The following is a 21,469-nucleotide window of genomic DNA, read 5'->3' as shown; positions in this document are numbered from 1 at the left end:
ACCTGTTCACGAGCGGTGCCGGGTCAGCCCCGGGGCTGCCGGTGCCCACCGTCTTCCCGCGCGGCAACGGCGTCGTCAAGACGATGACGAGCACCGATGGCGGCCCGCGGGTGGGGGAACCGGGGAACAAGGATCGCTTCGTGCAGCTGCCCGGTGGCGAGTACGTGTACACCGACNTTCACGAGCGGTGCCGGCTCAGCCCCGGGGCTGCCGGTGCCCACCGTCTTCCCGCGCGGCAACGGCGTCGTCAAGACGATGACGAGCACCGATGGCGGCCCGCGGGTGGGGGAACCGGGGAACAAGGATCGCTTCGTGCAGCTGCCCGGTGGCGAGTACGTGTACACCGACGGCGGCGCCAACGTGCAGGAGACGTACACCGGCCAGGGCGTGTTGACGACGATGGCCTGGGCCGACGGCACGCGCATCGACTTCACGTACGACACCGCCAGCGGTATGCGCAGGCTGGCGCAGGTGAGCGACAACCGCGGGCACCGCCTGAGCTTCGGCTACACGCTGTCGGCCAGCGGCGTGCCGCGGGTGAGCAGCATCACCGATGCGATGGGCCAGATCACGACGCTGAGTCATGACAGCCGCAACAACCTGGTGGGCATCACCTGGGCGGACGGCAAGACGAAGGGCTTCGTGTACGAGAACGCGGAGCTGCCGTGGGCGCTGACGGGCGTGGTCGACGAGCGCGGGCTGCGCTATTCGACCTTCGGCTACGACGCCAAGGGCCGTGCGATCAGCACCGAGCACGCGGGCGGGGTCGACAAGTACACGGTGAGCTACACGACGCCGCCGAGCATCCAGGTGACGCAGCAGAGTTTCGGGGGCGCCGTGGCGCGCTTTCACAGCTGGAACCTGCCGCAAGGCATGGTGATGACCGAGCCGAGCGGGCAGACGACGACCTGGAGCGCGATCAGCCTGAACGGCAAGAACTATTTCAGCAGCCAGACCCAGCCGGCCGGAGCGGGTAGCCTGGCCAGCAGCCGGGCGCAGAGCTACGACGCGAACGGCAACATCGCGAGCCGCGACAACTTCAACGGCACGCGCAGCTGCTACCTGAACGACCTGACGCGCAACCTGCAGACGGTGAGCGTCGCCTCGCTGGGCACGGGCCAGGACTGTGCGGCGGTCACGGCAAGCAACGCCGCGCTGCCGGCAGGGGCGCTCAAGACCAGCACGCAGTGGCACCCGGACTGGAGCTTGCCGACGAAGGTGGCAGCGCCTGGCCAGATGACGACCTACGTCTACAACGGCCAGCCCGATCCGCTCAACGCCGACGCGGTCGCGAGCTGCGCACCGACCGCGGCAAGACTGCTGGACGACAAGCCGATCGCCGCGCTGTGCAAGCGGGTGACGCAGGCGACGACGGATGCCGACGGCCACCTCGGGTTCAACGCGACGCGGCAGCCCGGCACCCTCGACACGGTGCAGACCTGGACGTACGACGCCGACGGGCGGGTGCTCACGGCCAGCACGGCGTCCGGCACGAGCTACTACTCGCGCGCAGCGCAGACCACGGCCGATCACACCAAGGGCGACCTGCTGAGCATCACGTCGCCCAACGGCGAGGTGACGCGCTTCGACCGCCACGACAAGTACGGCCAGGTGCTGCAGAGCACCAGCCCGGACGGCACCGTCACGACCTACGCCTACGACCTGCGCCGGCGCATGCTGAGCCGCACGGTCGGCGACAAGACGACGGCGTACGAGTACGACGCGGCCGGCCTGCTGACGAAGGTGACGCTGCCCGATGGCAGCTGGATCGGCTACGAGTACGACGGTGCCCACCGCGTGGTGGCGGTGACCGACAAGAAGAGCAACCGCATCGACTACGTGCTGGACAACGCCGGCAACCGCACCGACCAGCGGGTCAGGGACCCGGCGGGCGAGTTGACGCAGGTCATGAACCGGCTGATGGATGTGCTCGGCCGCGAGCAGCAGGCGGGCGTGACGGATGCGGTGCCGGCATCAAACGCCTTCCCGCCGCTGCCGGTGTCACCGCTGCCGCTGGAGCGCTATGAATACGACGCGCAGGGCAACCGCACGAAGATCACCCGCGGAGCCGGCACGCTGAACCTTGTCACGCGGCTGAGCTACGACGCGCTGGAGCGGGTGAAGGACACGACCGACCCGAAGAACGGCACGACGAGCTTTGCGTACGACGGTGGCAGCCGCACGACGCAGGTCACCGACCCGAGGAACCTGGTCACGCAGTACCCGCGCAACGGCTTGGGCGACGCGACGCAGGTGATCAGCCCGGACACCGGCACCGAGAGCCTGACCTACGACGCCTCGCGCAACCTGAAGACGAGCACCGACAGCCGCGGCGTGTTGACGACGTACAGCTACGACGCGAGCGACCGGCTGACCGGGGCGGTCGCAACAAAGAGCGGGCAGCCCACCGAGGCGGTGAGCCTGACCTACAGCCAGACCGGCGAGGGCTTCAGCCACGGCGTGGGGCGGCTGACGAGCAGCGGCTACCCGGGCGGCTCGGCGCAGTACGGCTACGACGACCAGGGCGAGATCATCAACGACGTGCAGCGCATCGACGCGAGCACTGGCAGCAACACCACGCCACTGACGCAGACGGTGGGCTACGGCTACACGCTGGGCAACCTGACGGGCATCCGCTACCCGTCGGGACTGCAGCTGGGGCTGAGCTGGGTGGATGGCGAAGTGACCGGGCTCACGCTGGGCGGCAGCGCGCTGGTCACGCAGATCGAGTGGACGCCGTTCGCCGGTGCGGTGAAACGCTGGCGCTGGGCGATGGCCGGTGGCGAGATCGCGAACGAGCGCTACTTCGACCTGGCCGGCCGCGCGGTGCGCTACCCGCTGGGCGAGGTGCTGCGTGACGTGCGCTACGACGAGGCGAGCCGCATCGTGAGCTTCACGCACCTGAGTGCGGACGGCACGGCGCAGCCGGCACAGGACCAGGCCTTCGGGTATGACGAGAACAGCCGGCTCACCGGCATCACGACCAACGCGGCGAGCTGGGGCATCGGCTATGACGCCAACGGCAACCGCACCGGCATCAGCCTGAACGGCAGCCTGAGCGCCTACAACGTCGAGCCGACGAGCAACCGAGTCACGAGCATCACGTACCCGGCGCGCAGCTTCGCTTACGACAGCGCGGGCAACACGAGCACCGACAGCGCCGGCTACACCGCGACCTACAACCTGCGCGGGCAGCTGGCGACGCTCACGAAGGCGGGCGTGACGACGAGCTACACGTACAACGCGGCCGGTCAGCGGGTGCGCAAGGTGAGCAGCACGGGGCCGGACAGCACGGTGGTCTTCGCGTACGACCAAGCGGGGCACCTGCTGGGCGAGTACGACCAGAACGGTGCGGCGCTGCGCGAGTACGTGTGGTTGCGCGACACGCCGATGGCGATGTTCACGCCCGACCCGACGAACCCAACAGGCGAGCCGCTGGTGTTCTACCTCCACACCGACCACCTGAACACGCCGCGCGTGGTGGTGGACCGGCAGAACCGTGTGCGCTGGCGCTGGCTGGCCGAGCCCTTCGGCACCACCGCGCCCGAGACCAACCCGAGCGGGCTGGGGGTCTTTACACAGAACCTGCGCTTCCCGGGGCAGTATGCGGATGCGGAGAGCGGGCTGTTCTACAACTACCGCCGCTATTACGGGGCGGGTGATGCGCGCTATACCCAGAGTGACCCCATTGGGCTGGCGGGCAAAAGCCTGTCAACGTATGAGTATGTGGGCGGAAATCCGCTGCTGGCAACAGACCCAGATGGCACGAATGCATTGGCCGTCTATCGAGCAGGACAAATGGGATGGAAGTTCGGAGAACTGATCAATCCAATGGTCCAGCCCTACATCGCAGCAGGGCTCGATGCGCTTCTTCTGCCGGACCCAATGCTGAATGCAGTTCTACCCGTCGCCGTCGATGGCGACTACAGCCCTTGGTCAGTCGATCCTGCGGACAATGACGCGTTTGTTCGCGACAGAGATCAGGTAAAAGTGCTTGACTCGCCGCTTCCGCCCTATAAGGATCCCAAGAAGCCACAGTGCGACGAACTCCGGTCCAGAATCAAGGCCCTCGAGAGTGCAATCGCCTTTAGGCGGCTGTTCACTGTTAAATGGTATGGAAGTGTTCTAAATCCGGGTCATGCAAAAAGAATTCAGATCCTCGAGAGGGAAAGAGATAAATTCAAAGCTAGATTGGATAGAGGGGATTGCACATGTCCATAGTTCTTGAGCGCCTGAGGCAGCATTGGTGGGCTCTGACCGACGATGATGGGCTTGACATACCGCTTACTACGGTAAATCAAGTCAACATCCTCGGGGAGCGTCCGATACATATTGCCGCCTGGAAAGGAGAAGTTGCTGATATTCAGTGGCTTCTTGAGAATGGAGCGGACATTAATGCTCGAGGCGAGTACGGAATGACACCGCTTCACTATGCATATATGGGCGGGCGACAGGAGAACGTTTCAGCCCTGCTGTCTGCCGGAGTAGATAAGAATCTTCGCTGTGACAGGGGGCTGCTGGCTTCAGATGGCAGGCCGAATATTGAAATTTCTCGCTAATATTAGTGAGAAGCGGCGGCGTCGTCAAGATCTCGAGGCCAAGGCGCGTCAGTATTTTCGCTGTATATGAAAACAAGGGCGATATATGCGGCGCAGAACTGCACGAGTAAGGCGAAGTTATTCAATTAGATGACTAACTTGAGGCAAAGGTTGGTATTAATGTTTGGCGCGATATCGATCATGCTTCCGATCGCTGCATATGTGGTATTGATGAAGAATGAACCTACGTCCATCGTTGCTGAAGACTCAATCTTTAAGGCAGCAATCGACGGAGATCCCATCGCCATGTACCGCGTAGGCGCGCGGAAATCAGACAACCGTGATGCGTATGCGTGGTTCCTTGTCTCTGGTGAGCACATTGCGTCCGCAGCTGTACCTCACTCGGTCGAAATGAATCGCACCGAGATGGAAATCAACACGGCGATACAACTCTTTCGCGAGCGGTTTGGCGACGCTGAGAGAAAAGATGCCGAACTCCGTGCGGAAAGTGTCAGGAAATTAATTAGACCGGTTAGCTAGAGGTGTTTTTCAAGCCATGGAAAGACATCGCTCCAAAGAGATTATTGGCGATTGGGAAAAGCAAGGTGGAACACCGTGGCCACACGATGCAGATGGCCGAATTCACGATGCTTCGCACGGGATTTCCACTTGCGGCCGGCGGTTCGTCACATTCTAGTGATCGTCAGGCTAGCAGCGATGCTGGCGATTATTGCGGCTAGGAAATAGACATGAACCAAACGCTTGATCTGCTTAAGGACGCATCGCGAGATTTTCCACTCGTAGAGCGGCCGCTATTGGTTCGTAGATTACGTGTTTGGAATTGCAGGTATAAAAGCTTTAGTGCCATATCTCAGATGGAAAATCTGGAGGAGTTGGTCATTGCCTCTTTGCCGGAAGATAGTTTGAATTTCCTCGCCAATCTGAAGAACTTAAAATATTTGAGTATTGCAAATTTGCGGAAGATCAGTAATATTGATCCATTGCGTAACCTGCAGTCCTTAGATGTGGTTTCTTTGGCAACTCCGCCATCCTGGGATGTTGCAAATAGGATTCTTGAGATTGACTCATTGGCGCCACTATCGGAGTTGAAAATGCTCCGGCATATCGAACTATTTGGGGTTGTGCCTGTGGATCGGTCACTTAACGTTTTGCAGTCGCTTCAATTGCTTGAGACGGCCAGATTCTCTCAGTATGAAGAAGGCGAGGTCGGTCGATTTTTTGAGGTAACCAAAGCTCGAAAAGAATTCAATCCTGACTCTTCGTTCTGATCGCGTAGACCTCAAGTCAAATACCTCGATGGAAATTAAATGGCGAAAAGGAGTTGCTGAGAGGTAAGCGTGCATGGGATGCAAAGTGGTTGCCGGGACGTCATCGCGTGGGAATCCAGTCAGCTACGTTGATCCGAACGGATCGAGCCCGCTTGGCGATGCGGGCGCAATCATTGGCGGTTGGGGCGGGCGAATTTGGGAGTGCGGCTGCTGGCGAAGTGGTGTTTCCTGCAGGAGGCGGGGATCATGGCGCGCTCATCGGCGGACGGTTGGGCGCATGGGGAGGCCGAGCGACTGGCGAGTGGCTCAATGATTTGATCTTTGCGACGTCGATATCGAACCCGTTTAGAGGGAAGCCGGGAAGCGAAGTGACCTGCCTCAACAGGAATGCCGGGCGAGACAAACGCGTCTCTACGGTGCCGACGGCTGCCCAGAGACGGATACTGATTGGAATCACGGTCACAAAGGTCTTGGAAAGCCCCATTGCATGATTGGGGACGACCTGAAGGAGGCGAGCCTCCGACGAGCGAGAATCGCGGCGATGGACGACCTCCGAAAGAAGGCGACCCCGGAAATCCACTTGGAGAAAGTTGACCATGCACGGAATTGACCTCTCGCCGGATGGCACTGTCTTGAAACCGCCTCTCCATGATGGCTTGGTGCGTGGGCTTCTGCTCTGCAACGACAAGAGGCTGCTGCTTCCTGTAGAAACAAGCGATGGACGCCAATACTGTCTAGTCATGCATGCTGTCGACCGGCTTCGGGTCGGCGATTTCCGGGAAGGAAACACAATCCTCAGCATCGACGTATCCAAGGGCGAGCAGTTGACTGTGGAGGACGTGGCGTTTGCCTTTGATGTCGATATCGATCAATCCGTGTTTCTTCAGCGGACCATGGATCGACTTCGGAACGAAGGACTGATCCTTGTCAGGATCAGTCCTTCTTACGGGGCTTCCGTTGTCTGTGTATGCAGCGATTTGAGTTTGGAAGCAGACCTGCTTCCGAGATAGAAGTAGAAAGGCCGGCTTGCTCTCTCGAATACCCGCTGGGCGAGGTGCTGCGCGACCTGCGCTACGTCGAGGCGAGCCGCATCGTGAGCTCACGCACCTGAGCGTGGACGGCACGGCGCAGCCGGCACTGGACCAGGCGTTCGGGTATGACGAGAACAGCCGGCTCACCAGCATCATGACGAACGCGGCGAGCTGGGGCATCGGCTATGACGCCAACGGTCACCGCACCGGCATCAGCCTGAACGGCAGCCTGAGCACGTACAGCGTCGAGCCGACGAGCAACCGAGTCATCAGCATCACGAACCCGGCGAGCAGCTTCGCTTATGACAGCGCGGGCAACACGACCACCGACAGCGCCTCGGACGGCACGGGCTACACCGCGACGTACACCTGCGCGGCCGGCTCGCGACGCTCACTAAGGCGGCCGTGACGACGAGCTACACCTACAACGCGGCCGGTCATCCAAGTGGGCGAGACTCTCTCGACTCGCCCGTGTTGACGACGAGTTCATGTTGGGCGTTCTTCTCGCGCTGACCACGTTTCTTTGCACACCTGCAACCCGGCCGATACGCTCACTAGCGACGATGGCCCCATCCAGGAGACCTGACATGGCAACCATTCAGCAATTCGTGATGACCGCCACCCTCATCGCGCTGGCAGCTGTTGCAGGCGTATCCCAGGCCCAGGAGCGCCACGGCCCCGGCCGGCCGGGCCCGGTGCCCGGCTACCGCTCCCCCCACTGGCAGTTCGACAACCGCTACCACCACGACCACTACTACCCGTCGCGTGGCTACGTCGCGGCGGCGCTGCCGGGCGGCAGCATCAGCATCGGGTTCCACGGTGGCAGCTACTTCTACCAGGGCGGCGTCTGGTTCCGCCCGTACGGCCCGCGCTACGTCGTGATCGCGCCGCCGATCGGCATCGTCGTGCCGCTGCTGCCACCGGCCTACACCACGCTCTACATCGGCGGCGCACCGTACTACTACGCGAACGGTGCCTACTATTCGACCGCGCCGGGCGGCTACGCCGTCGTCGAGCCGCCGCCCGGGGCCGACGTGGCACAGCCCACGCCACCCCCGCCGCCGCCGAAGCCGGAACCCGACCCGATCCTCTACCCGCGCAACGGCCAGAGCCCGGCGCAGACCGAGGCCGATCGCCAGGAGTGCAACCGCTGGGCGACCACGCAGCCCGCGGCGATGGCCGATGCCTCCGTCTTCCAGCGCGCGGTGGCCGCCTGCATGGACGGCCGCGGCTACACCGTCAGATGACGTAGCCCGGGGGCACGACCCCCTCGGCTGGGCGGTTGTGGGCAGGCAGCGGGGCCGTTAAGTTTCGGCTCCCCCCTCTCTCGCCCGACCGATGCGCCTGCCCCTCCTCCTGCTGCTGCTCTGTGGCCTCGCCGGCACGGCGTGGGCGCAACAGGCCGAGCCGCCCGCGTCGGATGACCTGCTGGTCCGCCTGGCGCGCGAGGAAGCCGTCGCCTACGAGAATGGCGAAGGCGTGCCGCGCGATCCGGCGCGCGCCGCGCAGCTCTACTGCCAGGCTGCGCGCCAGGGCGATGCCGAATCTCAATACAACCTCGCGTGGATGTACGCCAACGGCCGCGGCATTGAACGCAACGACGCGACCGCGTCGTTCTTCTTCCACGCCGCCGCCGAGCAGGGCCTGCCGCAGGCGGTGCGCATGCTCGAACGCGTTGGCCAGCCCGGCACCGACATTCCCGATTGCATGCGCCCACCGGCACCCGTGGTCGCCGCTGCGGTGCAGGCCACGCCCGCGGCCGCCACACCCGCCGCCGAGCTGCGCAGCAACGGCCCGAAGTACATCGTCGACCTCGTGAAGACCATCGCGCCGGAGTACCGCGTCGACCCGCAGCTCGCGCTCGCGTTCATCCAGGTCGAGTCGAACTTCGACGTGGTCGCGCAGTCGCCGAAGAACGCGCAGGGCCTGATGCAGCTGATCCCGGAGACCGCGGCCCGCTTCAACGTGAAGCGGCCGTTCGATCCGGCGCAGAATATCCGCGGCGGGCTCGCGTACATCCGCTGGCTGCTCGCCTACTACCGAGGCGACGTGACGCTGGTGGCCGCCGCCTACAACGCCGGCGAGGGCGCGGTGAACCGCTACCGCGGCGTTCCGCCATATGCCGAGACGCTGGGCTACGTGAGCCGCATCCTGAAGTCGTCGCGCATGCTGACGCACCCGTTCGACACGACGGTCACCGAAGCCTCGCCGCAGCTCGCGGTGATGCGCAAGTTCTAGGCACTCTGCCTGCCGGCCGGACAGTCCGCACTGTCCGCATTTCATTCACGCCGCCCTGTCTGCGCCTCGGGGACAACCCGAAGCCCGTCACGCCAAGTCCTTGTCGATCAAGGGCTTGCGCTTCGCAGTGCACGATTGGCACGTCGCTTGCGCTGTGCTGGTGCACGCGCACCACCATTCCAATAAAACAGGAGACAGCATGACCGCGACCCGACAGCGCCCGATGGCGCTGCTGGCCTGCCTTGCCGTGGCCGGCCTTGGCTTCGCCGGCACCGGCGCGCCGGCGCAGGCCCAGGACATCCGCATCGCCCACGTCTACAGCAAGACCGGCCCGCTGGAGGCCTACGGAAAGCAGACGCAGACCGGCTTCATGATGGGGCTCGACTACGCGACCGGCGGCACGATGACGGTGGCCGGCCGCAAGCTCGTGGTGATCGAACGCGACGACCAGGGCAAGCCCGACATCGGCAAGAGCCAGCTCGCCGCCGCCTATGGCGACGACAAGGCCGACATCGCGGTCGGCCCGTCGTCGTCGGGCGTCGCGCTCGCGTTGCTGCCGGTGGCCGAGGAATACAAGAAGGTCTTGCTGGTCGAGCCGGCGGTCGCCGATTCGATCACCGGCGACAAGTGGAACCGCTACATCTTCCGCACCGGCCGCAACAGCTCGCAGGATGCGATCGCCAATGCGGTCGCGCTCGACAAGCCGGGCGTCACGATCACCACGCTGGCGCAGGACTACGCATTCGGGCGAGATGGCGTGAAGGCCTTCAAGGAGTCGATCAAGAAGGCAAAGCTGATCGACGGCGAGTACCTGCCGACCAGCACCACCGATTTCACCGCCGGCGCGCAGCGGCTGATCGACAAGCTGCGCGACCAGCCCGGCCGCAAGATCATCTGGATCCTGTGGGCCGGTGCCGGCAACCCGTTCAAGATCGCCGACCTCGACCTGAAGCGCCACGGCATCGAGATCGCGACCGGCGGCAACATCCTGCCGGCGATGGCCGCGTACAAGAACTTCCCCGGCATGGAAGGCGCCACGTACTACTACTTCGGCATCCCGAAGAACCCGGTCAATGAGTGGCTGGTCGCGAACCACTACAAGCAGTTCAAGGCGCCACCGGACTTCTTCACCGCCGGCGGCATGAGCGCGGCGATCGCGGTCGTCGAGGCGCTGAAGAAGACGCAGGGCGCGACCGCCACCGACAAGCTCATCGCCGCGATGGAAGGCATGGCCTTCGAGACGCCGAAGGGTCGCATGGTGTTCCGCAAGGAGGACCACCAGGCGATGCAGAGCATGTACCACTTCCGCATCAAGGCCGACCCGGCGTTCGCGTGGGGCGTGCCCGAGCTGGTCCGCGAGATCAAACCCGAAGAGATGGACGTGCCGATCCGCAACAAGCGTTGAGCCGATGCCTCGCTTCATCCGTTCGGGCTGAGCTTGTCGAAGCCCTCCCCTGAGCCCGCCGAAGGGCCCAGTCCACTCCGGCAACCCTTCGACAGGCTCAGGGCGAACGGCAATACAAGGAGACAAGACAAATGAAAAGCATGTTCCGTTGGGTCCTTGCAAACGCAGCGTTGATCGCCGCGGCGACGGCTCACGCCACCCCGCTCCCGCAGCTGCAGATCGACCCCGCGGAGGTCAGCGTGTCCGGCCTGTCGTCCGGCGGCTTCATGGCGGTGCAGATGCACGTCGCGTACTCGGTCACCTTCCAGCGCGGCGCCGGCATCGTTGCCGGCGGGCCGTATTACTGCGCCGAAGGCTCGATCGTCAACGCGACCGGCCGCTGCATGACGCACGCCAGCACGATCCCGGTCAGCAGCCTCGTCAGCACCACCAACAGCTGGGCCGCGAGCGGGCTGATCGACCCGGTCGGCAACCTCGCCGCATCGAAGGTCTACCTCTACTCCGGCACCTCGGACAACACCGTCAAGCCCGCGGTGATGAACGACCTGAAGACCTACTACCAGGGCTTCATGCCGGCCGCGAACATCGTCTACAAGAACACGATCGCGTCGGGCCACGCGATGATCACCGACGACTACGGCAGCAGCTGCGGCACCACCGCGTCGCCGTACATCAACGACTGCGATTTCGACCTCGCCGGCGAGATCCTGAAGCAGTTGCACGGCCCGCTGAACCCGCGCAACAACGGCACGCTGTCGGGCACGTTCACCGAGTTCGACCAGACCGCGTTCGTCAGCGGCCACGGCATGGCGACCACCGGCTGGGTCTACGTGCCGCAAAGCTGCAGCGCGGGTGCGGTGTGCAAGCTGCACGTGGTGTTCCACGGCTGCCAGCAGAACACCACGCTGGTCGGCCAGCAGTACGTGCGCAACACCGGCTACAACCGCTGGGCCGACACGAACAACATGGTCGTTCTGTACCCGCAGACCAGCACGCAGGCCACCAACAGCTGCTGGGACTGGTGGGGGTACGACAGCGCGAACTACGCGAAGAAGTCCGGCCCGCAGATGGCCGCGGTGCGCGCGATGATGGCAACGCTGGCGAGCGGCTCGGCGCCGTCGGGGCTGCCGGCACCCACCGGCGTCGGCACCTCGGGCGCGACCGCCAGCAGCATGGTCGTCAGCTGGGGCAGCGTCAGCGGCGCGAGCGGCTACAACGTGTACCGCGGCGGCAGCAAGGTCAACGCGAGCGTGGTCGCGGGCACCAGCTACACCGACACCGGGCTCGCCTCCGGCACCACCTACTCGTGGACGGTGAAGGCGGTCGACGCCGGCGGTGCCGAAGGGCCGTCGTCCGCCGCGGCCACCGGCACCACCACGGGCGCGCCGCCGGCCGCCACCTGCACCACCGCGAGCAACTATGCGCACGTCGCGGCCAATCGGGCGCATGTGGTCGGCGGCTATGCGCTGGCCAATGGGTCGAACCAGAACATGGGGCTGTGGAATGTGTTCGTCACGACGACGCTGAAGATGACCGGCACGAACTTCTACGTGATCGGCATCTGCCCCTGAGCCGGATCCTCCACGGATGCTTGAAACCCAGGACCTCACCATCCGCTTCGGCGGCCACGTCGCGGTCGACCGCGTCAGCTGCACGTTCGAGCGCGGCACGCTGACCGCGATCGTCGGCCCGAACGGCGCCGGCAAGACGACCTACTTCAACCTGGTCTCGGGCCAGCTGCGCGCCAGTGCCGGCCGCGTGCGCCTGAATGGCGTCGACATCACCGCCGAGGGCCCGGCCGCGCGCACGCACCGCGGCATCGGCCGCGCCTTCCAGCTGACGCAGCTGTTCCCCGGCCTGCCGGTGCGCGAGAACGTGCGGCTGGTCGTGCAGTCGCGCGCGCGCTTCGGCTTGAACCTGTGGTCGGTGTGGCGCGACCACCGCGACGCGCTCGACCGCACGCAGGAACTGCTCGAACAGGTCCGACTGGCCGATCGGGCCGACAGCCTCGCCGGCAGCCTGCCGCATGGCGACCAGCGCAAGCTGGAGGTCGCGATGCTGATGGCGCTGGAGCCTACGGTCTTCATGTTCGACGAGCCGACCGCCGGCATGAGCGTCGACGAGGTGCCGGTGGTGCTCGACCTGATCCGCGCGCTGAAGGCCCGGCGCGACTGCGCGATCCTGCTGGTCGAGCACAAGATGGACGTGGTGCGCGAACTGGCCGACCGCATCGTCGTGCTGCACAACGGCCAGCTCGTCGCCGACGGCGAGCCCGACATCGTGATCGCGTCGCCGATCGTGCAGCAGGCCTACCTGGGGCTTGCGGCATGACGCTCTTGCTTGAGGACGTGCACACGCACATCGGCGCGTACCACATCCTGCAAGGCGTCGACCTCGACGTGCCGGCCGGCCAGGTGACGATGCTGCTCGGCCGCAACGGCGCCGGCAAGACGACGACGCTGCGCACCGCGATGGGCCTGTGGACGGCCTCGGCCGGCCGCATCGTGTTCGACGGCGACGACATCACCCGCCTCGGCACGCCGCGCATCGCGCAGCGCGGCATCGCCTACGTGCCGGAGAACATGGGCATCTTCGGCGACCTGACGGTGCGCGAGAACCTGCTGCTGGCCGCGCGCGGCGCCCGTTCGCTGGACGACATCGACACGCAGCGGCTCGACTGGCTGTGCGGCCTGTTCCCCGCGCTGCGCACGTTCTGGCTGCATCCGGCCGGCGCGCTGTCGGGCGGGCAGAAGCAGATGCTCGCGATCGCCCGCGCGATGATCGAGCCGCGCCGACTGCTGCTGATCGACGAGCCGAGCAAGGGCCTCGCGCCGGCCATCGTGCAGAACCTGATTGTCGCGCTGCGCGAGATGAAGGCGACGAACACGACGATCCTGCTGGTGGAGCAGAACTTCGCGATGGCGCGCGCGCTCGGCGACCGCGTCGCGGTGATGGACGGCGGCCGCATCGTGCACCGCGGCGCGATGGCCGAGCTGGCCGACGACGACGCGCTGCAGCAGCGCCTGCTCGGCCTGTCGCTGGGGGTTCATCAATGAGCGCCACGCTGCCCCGCGCGTCGTTTGACCTGCTGCCGATCGCGCTGGTGCCGCTGCTCGCACTCGCTGCCTGGCCGTTGGTCGGCTCGTCGTCGACCTGGCTGACGCTGACCGTCGCCGGCCTCGCGATGGGGATGATCGTCTTCATCGTCGCGTCCGGCCTGACGCTGGTGTTCGGGCTGATGGACGTGCTGAACTTCGGCCACGGCGTGTTCATCGCGTTCGGTGCCTTCATCGCGACCAGCGTGCTCGGCGGGCTGGCCGACTGGACCGGCGCCGACAGCCTGTGGCTCAACCTGGCCGCGCTGTTGCCGGCGATGCTGGCCGCGACGGCGCTGGCCGCCGCGCTCGGCTGGGCCTTCGAGCGCGTGCTGGTGCGCCCGGTCTACGGCCAGCACCTGAAGCAGATCCTGATCACTATGGGCGGCATGATCATCGGCGAGGAGCTGATCAAGGCGATCTGGGGCCCGGCGCTGGTCCCGCTGTCGCTGCCGCAGGCGCTGCGCGGCGTGCTCGCGCTCGGCGATGCGTCGGTCGAGAAATTCCGGCTGCTGGCCACCGGGCTCGGCGCGGTCGTGCTGGCCGCGATGCTGTACACGTTGAACCGCACCAGGCTCGGCCTGCTGGTGCGCGCCGGCGTGCAGGACCGCGAGATGGTCGAGAGCCTCGGCTATCCGGTGCGCACGCTGTTCGTCGGCGTGTTCGTCGCCGGCTCGGCGCTGGCCGGCCTCGGCGGCTCGCTGTGGGCGCTGTACCAGCAGGGCGTGGTGTCGCAGATCGGCGCGCAGCTGAACGTGCTGATCTTCATCGTGATCATCATCGGCGGGCTCGGCTCGACGCTCGGCTGCTTCGTCGGCGCGCTGCTGGTCGGTCTGCTGGCCAACTACACCGGCTTCCTGTGGCCGAAGGTCGCGCTGTTCTCGAACATCGGGCTGATGGTCGCGGTGCTGCTGTGGCGCCCGCGCGGGCTGTACCCGGTGAGTTCGCGATGAGCGCGCGCCTGCTGGATCGGCTGCTGTCGCACGACCTGCCGCGCAGCCGTGCGCTGGCGGTGCTGCTGGCCGCCGTGGTGCTCGGCCTCGCGCTGACGCCGTTCGTGTTCCCCGGCACGCAGGCGATGAACGTCGCGGCCAAGGTGATGGTGTTCATCGTGCTGGTCGCGAGCTTCGACCTGCTGCTCGGCTACACCGGCATCGTCAGCTTCGCGCACACGATGTTCTTCGGCATCGGCGCCTACGGCCTCGCGATCGCCAGCACGCGGCTCGGCCCGGGCTGGCTCGCGCTGGCGGTGGGCGTCGCGGCGGCGCTCGCGGTGTCGCTGCTGCTGTCGCTGCTGATCGGGCTGTTCAGCCTGCGCGTGAAGGCGATCTTCTTCGCGATGATCACGCTGGCGGTGGCCTCGGCCTTCCTGACGCTCGCGTCGCAGCTGTCGGACTGGACCGGCGGCGAAGACGGTCTGAGCTTCCGGCTGCCGGAGGCATTGAGCGACCGGCGCGCGAGCTACTACTTGCTGTTCGGCGCGGCACTCGTGCTGGTGCTCGCGATGCTGCGCATCGTCAACTCGCCGTTCGGCCGCGTGCTGCAGGCGATCCGCGAGAACGACTTCCGAGCCGAGGCGATCGGCTACCGCACGGTGGTGTACTGCACGCTGTCGAACGTGCTGTCGGCGCTGTTCGCTACGCTCGCCGGCTGCCTGCTCGCGCTCTGGCTGCGCTACAACGGGCCGGACACGTCGCTGAGCTTCGAGATCATGCTCGACGTGCTGCTGATCGTCGTGATCGGCGGCATGGGCACGGTGTACGGCGCCGTCATCGGCAGCCTGCTGTTCGTGCTGGCGCAGAGCCAGCTGCAGAACCTGATGGCGCTCGCGGCGCCGCTGGTCGGTGGCGTGCCGCTGCTCTCCACCCTGATCTCGCCCGAGCGCTGGCTGCTGTGGCTCGGCGTCCTCTTCGTGCTGTCGGTCTACCACTTCCCGAACGGGATCGTGGGGCGGCTGCGCGCGCAGCGGACGAGGCAGCCCGTCCAACAACAGAAGGAGACACCATGAAGTCCAGACTCCATTCGCTCAACCCCTCCACGCTGGCCGCGCTCGGCCTGTCGGCGCTCGCGCTGGCCGGCTGCGGCAGCGACGACGACACGCCGCTGCCGGTCAACGCGCTGCCGGCGAACGTCAGCCAGCTCACGGTCACCACCTACCCGGCCACCACCGCCGGCAGCGGCAGCACCGCGGCCACGCAGGACCTGCTGACCGGCGGGCTCGGCAAGACCGGGCTCGGCGCGGCCGCGCCCACCTACGCCGACCCGCTGAACCCGACCGCCGCCGAGCTGCGCCGCAATGCACTCTTCAGCGACTACCGCGGACTGGTCGACGTGACGGCGGCCGGCGGCTACGGCACGCTGTACGGCCCGAACGTCGATGCGGCGGGCACCGTGACGACGAACGAGGGCCTGATCCCGGGCCGCGAGTACGTCGCGGTGCTCGACAACGCGGCCGGCACCAAGCGCGTCGCGATTGCGGTGCAGATCCCCGACAGCTTCAGCACCGCGGCGCCGTGCGTCGTGCTCGGTCCGTCGTCCGGTTCGCGCGGCGTGTATGGCGCGATCGCGACGTCGGCCGAATGGGGCCTGAAGCACGGCTGTGCGGTCGCGCTGACCGATGCCGGCAAGGGCATGGGGCTGTACGACCTGACGGACGACACGGTGAACCGCATCGACGGCACGCGCGCAACGCGCAACGCGGCCGGTGCACTGAACTTCTTCGCCGCCGCGGTGACCGACGCCGCGCGCGCTGCGTACAACGCACTGACCCCGAACCGGCTCGCGCTGAAGCAGGTGCACTCGCAGCTGAACCCGGAGAAGGACTGGGGCAACGACACGCTGGCCGCGGCCGCGTATGCGCTGTATGCGCTGAACGACCGCTATGGCAACGCAGCCGCGCCGGTGCCGTTCACGGCAGCCAACACCATCGTGATCGCCGGCTCGGTGTCGAACGGCGGTGCCGCGGTGATCCGCGCAGCCGAAGCCGACAGCACCGGCCTGATCGACGGCGTGGTGGCCGGCGAGCCGGTGACCGAGATGCCGACGCGCAGCGGCTACGGCATCCAGTTCGGCGGTGCGGCGGTGGCGGCGTATGGCAAGACGCTGGGCGACTTCACGACCTACGGCAACCTCTACCAGCCGTGTGCCGCGCTGGCGGCGGAGGCGGCGCTGACCGAGACCTCGTTCTTCAACTACATCGGGCTGACGGCGCAGACCGCGCGCGCCACCGCCCGCTGCACCGGCCTCGCGGCCAAGGGCCTGGTGACCGGTGCCGACACCGCGGCGCAGTCGCTGGACGCGCTGAACAAGCTGCGCGCCTACGGCTGGACGACCGACAACGACACGATGCACAACGCGCACTATGCGCTCGGCAACGGGCCGATCCTGTCGGCGATGTACCCGGTGATGTACGGCCGCTTCTCGGTGCTCGACAACGTCTGCGGCACCAGCTTCGCGCAGGTGGATGCGAGCGGCAACCCGATTGCCGTGGCGGTGGCGAGCAAGGCGCAGAGCTTCGCGATCGGCAACGGCACCGCCAACGGCGCGCCGGCCAGCGTGGTCTACAACGATTCCGTCGGCGGTGCGAAGCAGTGGGCGGCCGCGGTGTCGGTGTCGACCGGCGTGCAGGACTTCGGGCTCGACAACGCGCTGTGCCAACGTGCGCTGGTGACCGGCGTCGACGAGACCGGTGCGGCGCTGACGGCCACTGCCACGTCGACCCGCCCGACCGCCGCGCAGGCCGCCGCGGTGCAGGCCGGCATGGCCGAGGTGCTGGTCAACGGCAACCTGCGCGCGAAGCCGGCGCTGGTGGTGGCGGGTCGCAGCGATGCGCTGGTGCCGGTCAACAACAACGCGCGGGCCTATGTGGCGTTCAACAAGACGGTGGAGGCCGCGGCGAGCAGGCTGGGCTACATCGAGGTGACGAATGCGCAGCACTTCGACGGCTTCCTGTCGCTGAGCGGCTTCGACACCCGCTTCGTGCCGCTGCATGTGTACTTCAACCGGGCGATGGACGCGATGTACGCGCACCTGAAGACCGGCGCCGCGCTGCCGCTGAGCCAGGTGGTGCGTGCGACGCCGCGCGGCGGGCTGCCGGGCGCGGCGCCGGCGATCACCGCGGCCAACGTGCCGACGCTCAGCGCCGCGCCGCTGGTGGCCGACCAGATCGGCTTCGCCGGCACGTCGGTCGCGATCCCGAACTGACGTTCAAGCCGAAGAGCCGTGGTCTCGTTCACGTCGCACTACCTGGCCTGCGAGGGCCGCGAGCTCCACTACACCGAGTGGGGCGCGGGCCGGGCCGAGACGGTGATCGCGTGGCACGGCCTCGCGCGCACCTGCCGCGACATGGACGAGGTGGCGGCGCACCTGTCGCCGCGTTTCCGGGTGATCTGCCCGGACACGCTGGGCCGCGGCCTGAGCGAGTGGAGCCGCGACCCGGAGCGCGAGTACTGCCTGGCGTTCTATGTGCAGCAGGCGGTCGCGCTGGTCGACCAGCTCGGCTTGCACGAGTTCCATTGGCTGGGCACGTCGATGGGTGGCGCGATCGGCACGCTGGCCGCGGCCGGGCCGTTGCGCGGCCGCATCCGCAAGCTCGTGCTGAACGACAACGGGCCGGAGCTCGCGGAGGCGGCGATCGCGCGCATCCGCGGCTATGCGGGGCGGCCGGCGGCGTTCGAGACGGTCAGCGAGCTGGAGCAGTACTTCCGCAAGATCTACCAGCCCTACGGCTGGCTGAGCGACGGCCAGTGGCGGCGCCTGACCGAGACCTCGACGCGCCGCCTGCCCGACGGCCGCGTGACGCCGCACTACGACCCGGCGATGGTGATGCAGTTCACCCACCACGACGACGACTACGGGCTGTGGGACGCGTGGGACACGCTGAGCTTGCCGGTGCTGTGCCTGCGCGGCGAGAGCTCGGACCTGCTGCTGCCCGAGGTCGCCGAGCAGATGCGCCAGCGCGGGCCGCGCGCGCAGGTGGTGACGGTGCCAGGGTGTGGGCATGCACCGGCGTTGAACGTGCCTGAGCAGTTGACGGTGGTGGAGCGGTTCTTGATGGCGCCTTGATTACGCCTGCTTTCACACGCTTGCCAATTGCGATGCCTGTCGGGACGGCGGCGCGGAAGAATGGAACCGGTTTCACTCGCGCGACAGATCTGTCGATCTGCCGCCGCGCACCAGAATCGGAGACGGACATCCATGCGCCCCCTTCATTCGACGCTGCACGCCACGCCCACTGCGGCCGCGCTGGCCGTCTCGCTGCTGCTGGCCGCCTGCGGCGGTGGCAATCCGTCGGCCGGGCCGGCACCCGATGCCGCGCTGAACCGTGAAACGGCCGAGGCCGTCGCCGACGCGGCAGTGACGCTCGCGCCCGGCCGCTATGTGCTCGTCAACGCCCAGAGCGGCAAGTGCGTCGATGCCGTGCCGTCGATGCCCGATGGCGGCCGCATCCAGCAGGGCACCTGCGGCGACGCGCTGACGCAGGCCTTCGACGTGACGACGCAGGCTGGAGGCAACGTCAAGCTGGTGAACGCCGGCACGAGCCAGGTGTTCGACCTGTCCGGCAGCTCGGGTGCCGACGGCGCGGCCTTCCACCAGTGGACCAACAACGACACCAACGCGCAGCGCTTCCGCCCGTGGCGTGCGCAGGGCAACCGCTTCCGCTTCGTCAGCGCGGCCAGCGGCAAGTGCGTGACGATCGCTGGTCGCTCGACCACCGACGGCGCGCAGCTGCAGCAGGCCGGTTGCAGCACGGCCGATGCGGCGCAGCAGTTCTTGCTGTTCCCGCGCAGCGGCAGCGTGCGCGGTGCGTTGGCGATCGGCCAGTACACGCTGCGCGGGCTGCAGTCGGCGCTGTGCCTCGACATTGAAGGCGCTTCCGCCGCCGACGGTGCGAAGACGCTGCAGGCCGCCTGCAGCACGTCGGCCAGCCAGCGCTTCGAAGTGCGCGCGGTCGACGACGGCAGCTATGCGTTCATCAACATCAACAGCGGCCGCGGGCTCGACGTCAGCGACATCTCGACCGCCAACGGCGCGCTGGTCCAGCAGTGGAGCTACGGCGGCGGCGCCAACCAGCGCTTCAGCGTGATGCCGGTCGGCGACAGCCTTCGCATCGCGGCGAAGCACACCGGCAAGTGCCTGGACGTGAAGGACTTCAGCACCTTGGCCGGCGGCCGCATCCAGCAATGGGACTGCGGCAACAACGACAACCAGCGCTGGCAGTTGCTGGCGACCGATGCGCAGGCACCGGCGCCCGCGCCCGCGCCAGCCCCCGCGCCGGCACCTTCTCCCGCTCCCGCTCCCGCCCCCGCTCCGGCACCCAGCCCGGCCCCGGCACCTTCCCCTGCACCGAGTCCTGCGCCGGCCCCGAGCCCCGCACCGTCGCCCGCTCCGGCGCCGTCACCTGCACCGGCCCCGTCGCCAGCCCCCACGCTGACGCTGCCGCTCGAAGTGCTCGGCGCCGGCGCACCCGATGCGCCCACGGTCGTGCCGGCCCAGCTCGCGCTCGACGCGTCGGTCCTCGGCACCGCAAGCCAGCTGGTGGTGCGCTGCCACCGCTGCGGCTTCTACAACTCGCCGGAGTTCGAGGCGCTGGCGAAGCCGCTGACGAAGATCGCCGGCAGCCTGCGCATCGTCGGCGGACCGAACGGCAGCAACGCGCCGTGGATCGACATCAGCGACGGCGCGGTGCAGCTCGACGAGGTCGAGCGCGCGCACGGCGGCGTCAACGGCGGGCTGCTGACCATCCGCTTCCGCGTGCCGCTGGACGCGACCGCGCGGGCGCGCCTGGTGGCCTCACCGGCCAGCAACCGCATCGAGTTCCGCTTCAACGGTACCGACGGCAGTTCCAACGGCTACCGCATCCTCGATGTGCAGATCCAGGACGCCGCCGGCAGGAACCTGACGGCCGCGCAGCCGCGCCAGTGGGCCGACATCCAGGCCGAGAAGGAAGCGGGCCGCACCTGGACCGCCGATGCCGACCAGGGCAAGGCCTTGTGGAACGCGCAGAACCTGCTGCTGAAGTCGCCGATCGTCAACGCGAAGATCCGCGCCGCGTGTTCGTCGTGCCATGCGAGCGATGGCCGCGACCTGCAGTACTTCAACTTCTCGAACAACTCGATCGTGCAGCNGGCGCGCCGGGCATGAGCGGCGGCGGCCAGGCCTTGTGGAACGCGCAGAACCTGCTGCTGAAGTCGCCGATCGTCAACGCGAAGATCCGCGCCGCGTGTTCGTCGTGCCATGCGAGCGATGGCCGCGACCTGCAGTACTTCAACTTCTCGAACAACTCGATCGTGCAGCGCTCGCGCTTCCACGGGCTGAGCGAGGCGCAGGGCAGGCAGATCGCGGCGTACCTGCGTGCCGCGCTGTACGCCAAGGTGCCGCATGTCGCGCAAGCCACGCCRTGGAACCCGCCGTACCAGCCGGGCCCCGGCCTGGACAGCAAGCCRACCGTCGAATGGGCGGCCGGTGCCGGCCTCGACGCGGTGCTGCCGGACGCGAAGTCCTTCGTCAACGTGTTCACCGCCAAGGCCGCGACCAGCACCGCCGCGGTGACGCAGGCCGAGCTCGATGCCGCGATGGACCCGAGCGCCGGCAAGGTGCTGAACACCCGCGAGATGCCGATCCCGCTGCAGCTGCCGGACTGGAGCGCCTGGCTGCCGATCGAGAGCCCGCTGGACATCTGGACGCCGGACGCCGGCCAGGCGCAGGGCCTGTTCGAGACCCAGGGCGACGACGGCTCGAACCCGATCAAGGTCGTCAAGCGCGTCAGCGACTTCCTGAAGGCCAACCAGAACCCGAACGGCGTCTACGGCGACTGGAGCCACCTGACGCCCGAGCTGCGCGAGCGTGCGCAGGCCTGGCTCAACGACGTCGG

The 21,469-nt window shown here is 67.0% G+C and carries 17 protein-coding genes and 2 pseudogenes; 18 read left to right on the top strand and 1 reads right to left on the bottom strand.

The features are described from left to right. Positions 1–177: 177 nt before the first annotated feature. The 4 genes from ASC98_RS21405 to ASC98_RS30735 all read left to right on the top strand — a co-directional run. Positions 178–4,221, top strand: a 4,044-nt coding sequence (locus tag ASC98_RS21405) for an RHS repeat-associated core domain-containing protein (protein WP_235581346.1), incomplete at its 5' end; no start/stop codon positions are given. After that, a complete protein-coding gene (locus tag ASC98_RS29755; protein WP_082542008.1) occupies positions 4,212–4,559 on the top strand; it encodes an ankyrin repeat domain-containing protein in 348 nt (115 codons plus the stop codon). The genes ASC98_RS21405 and ASC98_RS29755, both read left to right, overlap by 10 nt. A 180-nt stretch (positions 4,560–4,739) precedes the next feature. Further along, entirely contained in the window at positions 4,740–5,078 is a 339-nt protein-coding gene (locus ASC98_RS30740) for a hypothetical protein (protein WP_157598007.1), read from the top strand. Positions 5,079–5,287: 209 nt separating this feature from the next. After that, positions 5,288–5,827, top strand: a complete 540-nt coding sequence (locus ASC98_RS30735; RefSeq protein WP_235581345.1) for a hypothetical protein — start codon at positions 5,288–5,290, stop codon at positions 5,825–5,827. 734 nt (positions 5,828–6,561) lie between these two features. On the opposite strand, the gene ASC98_RS30730 is transcribed toward ASC98_RS30735, so the two are convergent. Then, on the bottom strand, positions 6,562–6,699 hold the full coding sequence (locus ASC98_RS30730) for a hypothetical protein (protein ID WP_157598008.1): 138 nt from the start codon (positions 6,697–6,699) through the stop codon (positions 6,562–6,564). Positions 6,700–6,940: 241 nt separating this feature from the next. Between ASC98_RS30730 and ASC98_RS21400 the strand changes: the two genes are divergently transcribed. From ASC98_RS21400 to ASC98_RS21340, 14 genes and pseudogenes are all read left to right on the top strand, one after another. Beyond that, entirely contained in the window at positions 6,941–7,267 is a 327-nt protein-coding gene (locus tag ASC98_RS21400) for a hypothetical protein (RefSeq protein ID WP_056820468.1), read from the top strand. Further along, positions 7,264–7,371 carry a hypothetical protein gene (locus ASC98_RS32430; RefSeq protein WP_369820456.1) on the top strand — a complete coding sequence of 36 codons (108 nt, stop codon included), beginning with the start codon at positions 7,264–7,266 and terminating at the stop codon, positions 7,369–7,371. Before ASC98_RS21400 ends, ASC98_RS32430 begins: the two co-directional genes overlap by 4 nt. Positions 7,372–7,445: 74 nt before the next feature. Further along, positions 7,446–8,105 (top strand): DUF6515 family protein, encoded by a 660-nt coding sequence (locus tag ASC98_RS21395; protein ID WP_056814022.1) that lies wholly within the window; start codon positions 7,446–7,448, stop codon positions 8,103–8,105. Positions 8,106–8,196: 91 nt separating this feature from the next. Further along, positions 8,197–9,096 carry a lytic transglycosylase domain-containing protein gene (locus ASC98_RS21390; RefSeq protein WP_056814018.1) on the top strand — a complete coding sequence of 300 codons (900 nt, stop codon included), beginning with the start codon at positions 8,197–8,199 and terminating at the stop codon, positions 9,094–9,096. Positions 9,097–9,319: 223 nt separating this feature from the next. Beyond that, positions 9,320–10,501 carry a substrate-binding domain-containing protein gene (locus ASC98_RS21385; protein ID WP_056814027.1) on the top strand — a complete coding sequence of 394 codons (1,182 nt, stop codon included), beginning with the start codon at positions 9,320–9,322 and terminating at the stop codon, positions 10,499–10,501. Between the two features lie 131 nt (positions 10,502–10,632). Beyond that, positions 10,633–12,072 carry a PHB depolymerase family esterase gene (locus tag ASC98_RS21380; protein WP_056814015.1) on the top strand — a complete coding sequence of 480 codons (1,440 nt, stop codon included), beginning with the start codon at positions 10,633–10,635 and terminating at the stop codon, positions 12,070–12,072. 16 nt (positions 12,073–12,088) lie between these two features. Continuing rightward, positions 12,089–12,832, top strand: coding sequence for an ABC transporter ATP-binding protein (locus tag ASC98_RS21375; protein ID WP_056814011.1), 744 nt, complete (start codon positions 12,089–12,091; stop codon positions 12,830–12,832). Continuing rightward, positions 12,829–13,557: an ABC transporter ATP-binding protein gene (locus ASC98_RS21370; RefSeq protein ID WP_056814008.1), complete on the top strand. Its 729-nt coding sequence runs from the start codon at positions 12,829–12,831 to the stop codon at positions 13,555–13,557. Before ASC98_RS21375 ends, ASC98_RS21370 begins: the two co-directional genes overlap by 4 nt. Then, positions 13,554–14,549: a branched-chain amino acid ABC transporter permease gene (locus ASC98_RS21365; protein ID WP_056814005.1), complete on the top strand. Its 996-nt coding sequence runs from the start codon at positions 13,554–13,556 to the stop codon at positions 14,547–14,549. The genes ASC98_RS21370 and ASC98_RS21365 overlap by 4 nt, the downstream gene beginning before the upstream one ends. 8 nt (positions 14,550–14,557) lie before the next feature. Beyond that, the gene (locus ASC98_RS21360; protein WP_056814025.1) at positions 14,558–15,604 is read left to right on the top strand and encodes a branched-chain amino acid ABC transporter permease; all 1,047 of its coding nucleotides are present in this window, start codon (positions 14,558–14,560) and stop codon (positions 15,602–15,604) included. After that, positions 15,601–17,799 carry a 3-hydroxybutyrate oligomer hydrolase family protein gene (locus ASC98_RS21355; protein WP_056814003.1) on the top strand — a complete coding sequence of 733 codons (2,199 nt, stop codon included), beginning with the start codon at positions 15,601–15,603 and terminating at the stop codon, positions 17,797–17,799. The genes ASC98_RS21360 and ASC98_RS21355 overlap by 4 nt, the downstream gene beginning before the upstream one ends. An 18-nt stretch (positions 17,800–17,817) precedes the next feature. Further along, positions 17,818–18,660, top strand: a complete 843-nt coding sequence (locus ASC98_RS21350) for an alpha/beta fold hydrolase (RefSeq protein ID WP_056813998.1) — start codon at positions 17,818–17,820, stop codon at positions 18,658–18,660. Positions 18,661–18,720: 60 nt separating this feature from the next. Continuing rightward, a pseudogene (locus ASC98_RS32425) lies at positions 18,721–20,722 on the top strand (RICIN domain-containing protein); the annotation flags it as partial. A gap of 1 nt (position 20,723) precedes the next feature. Then, positions 20,724–21,469: pseudogene (locus ASC98_RS21340) on the top strand (hypothetical protein); the annotation flags it as partial.

This window comes from Rhizobacter sp. Root1238 (genome assembly GCF_001425825.1).
Classification (GTDB): Bacteria; Pseudomonadota; Gammaproteobacteria; order Burkholderiales; family Burkholderiaceae_C; genus Rhizobacter.
The sequence above is the reverse complement of the archived record's forward strand: the minus strand, read 5'-3'. Positions and strand labels throughout refer to the sequence as shown.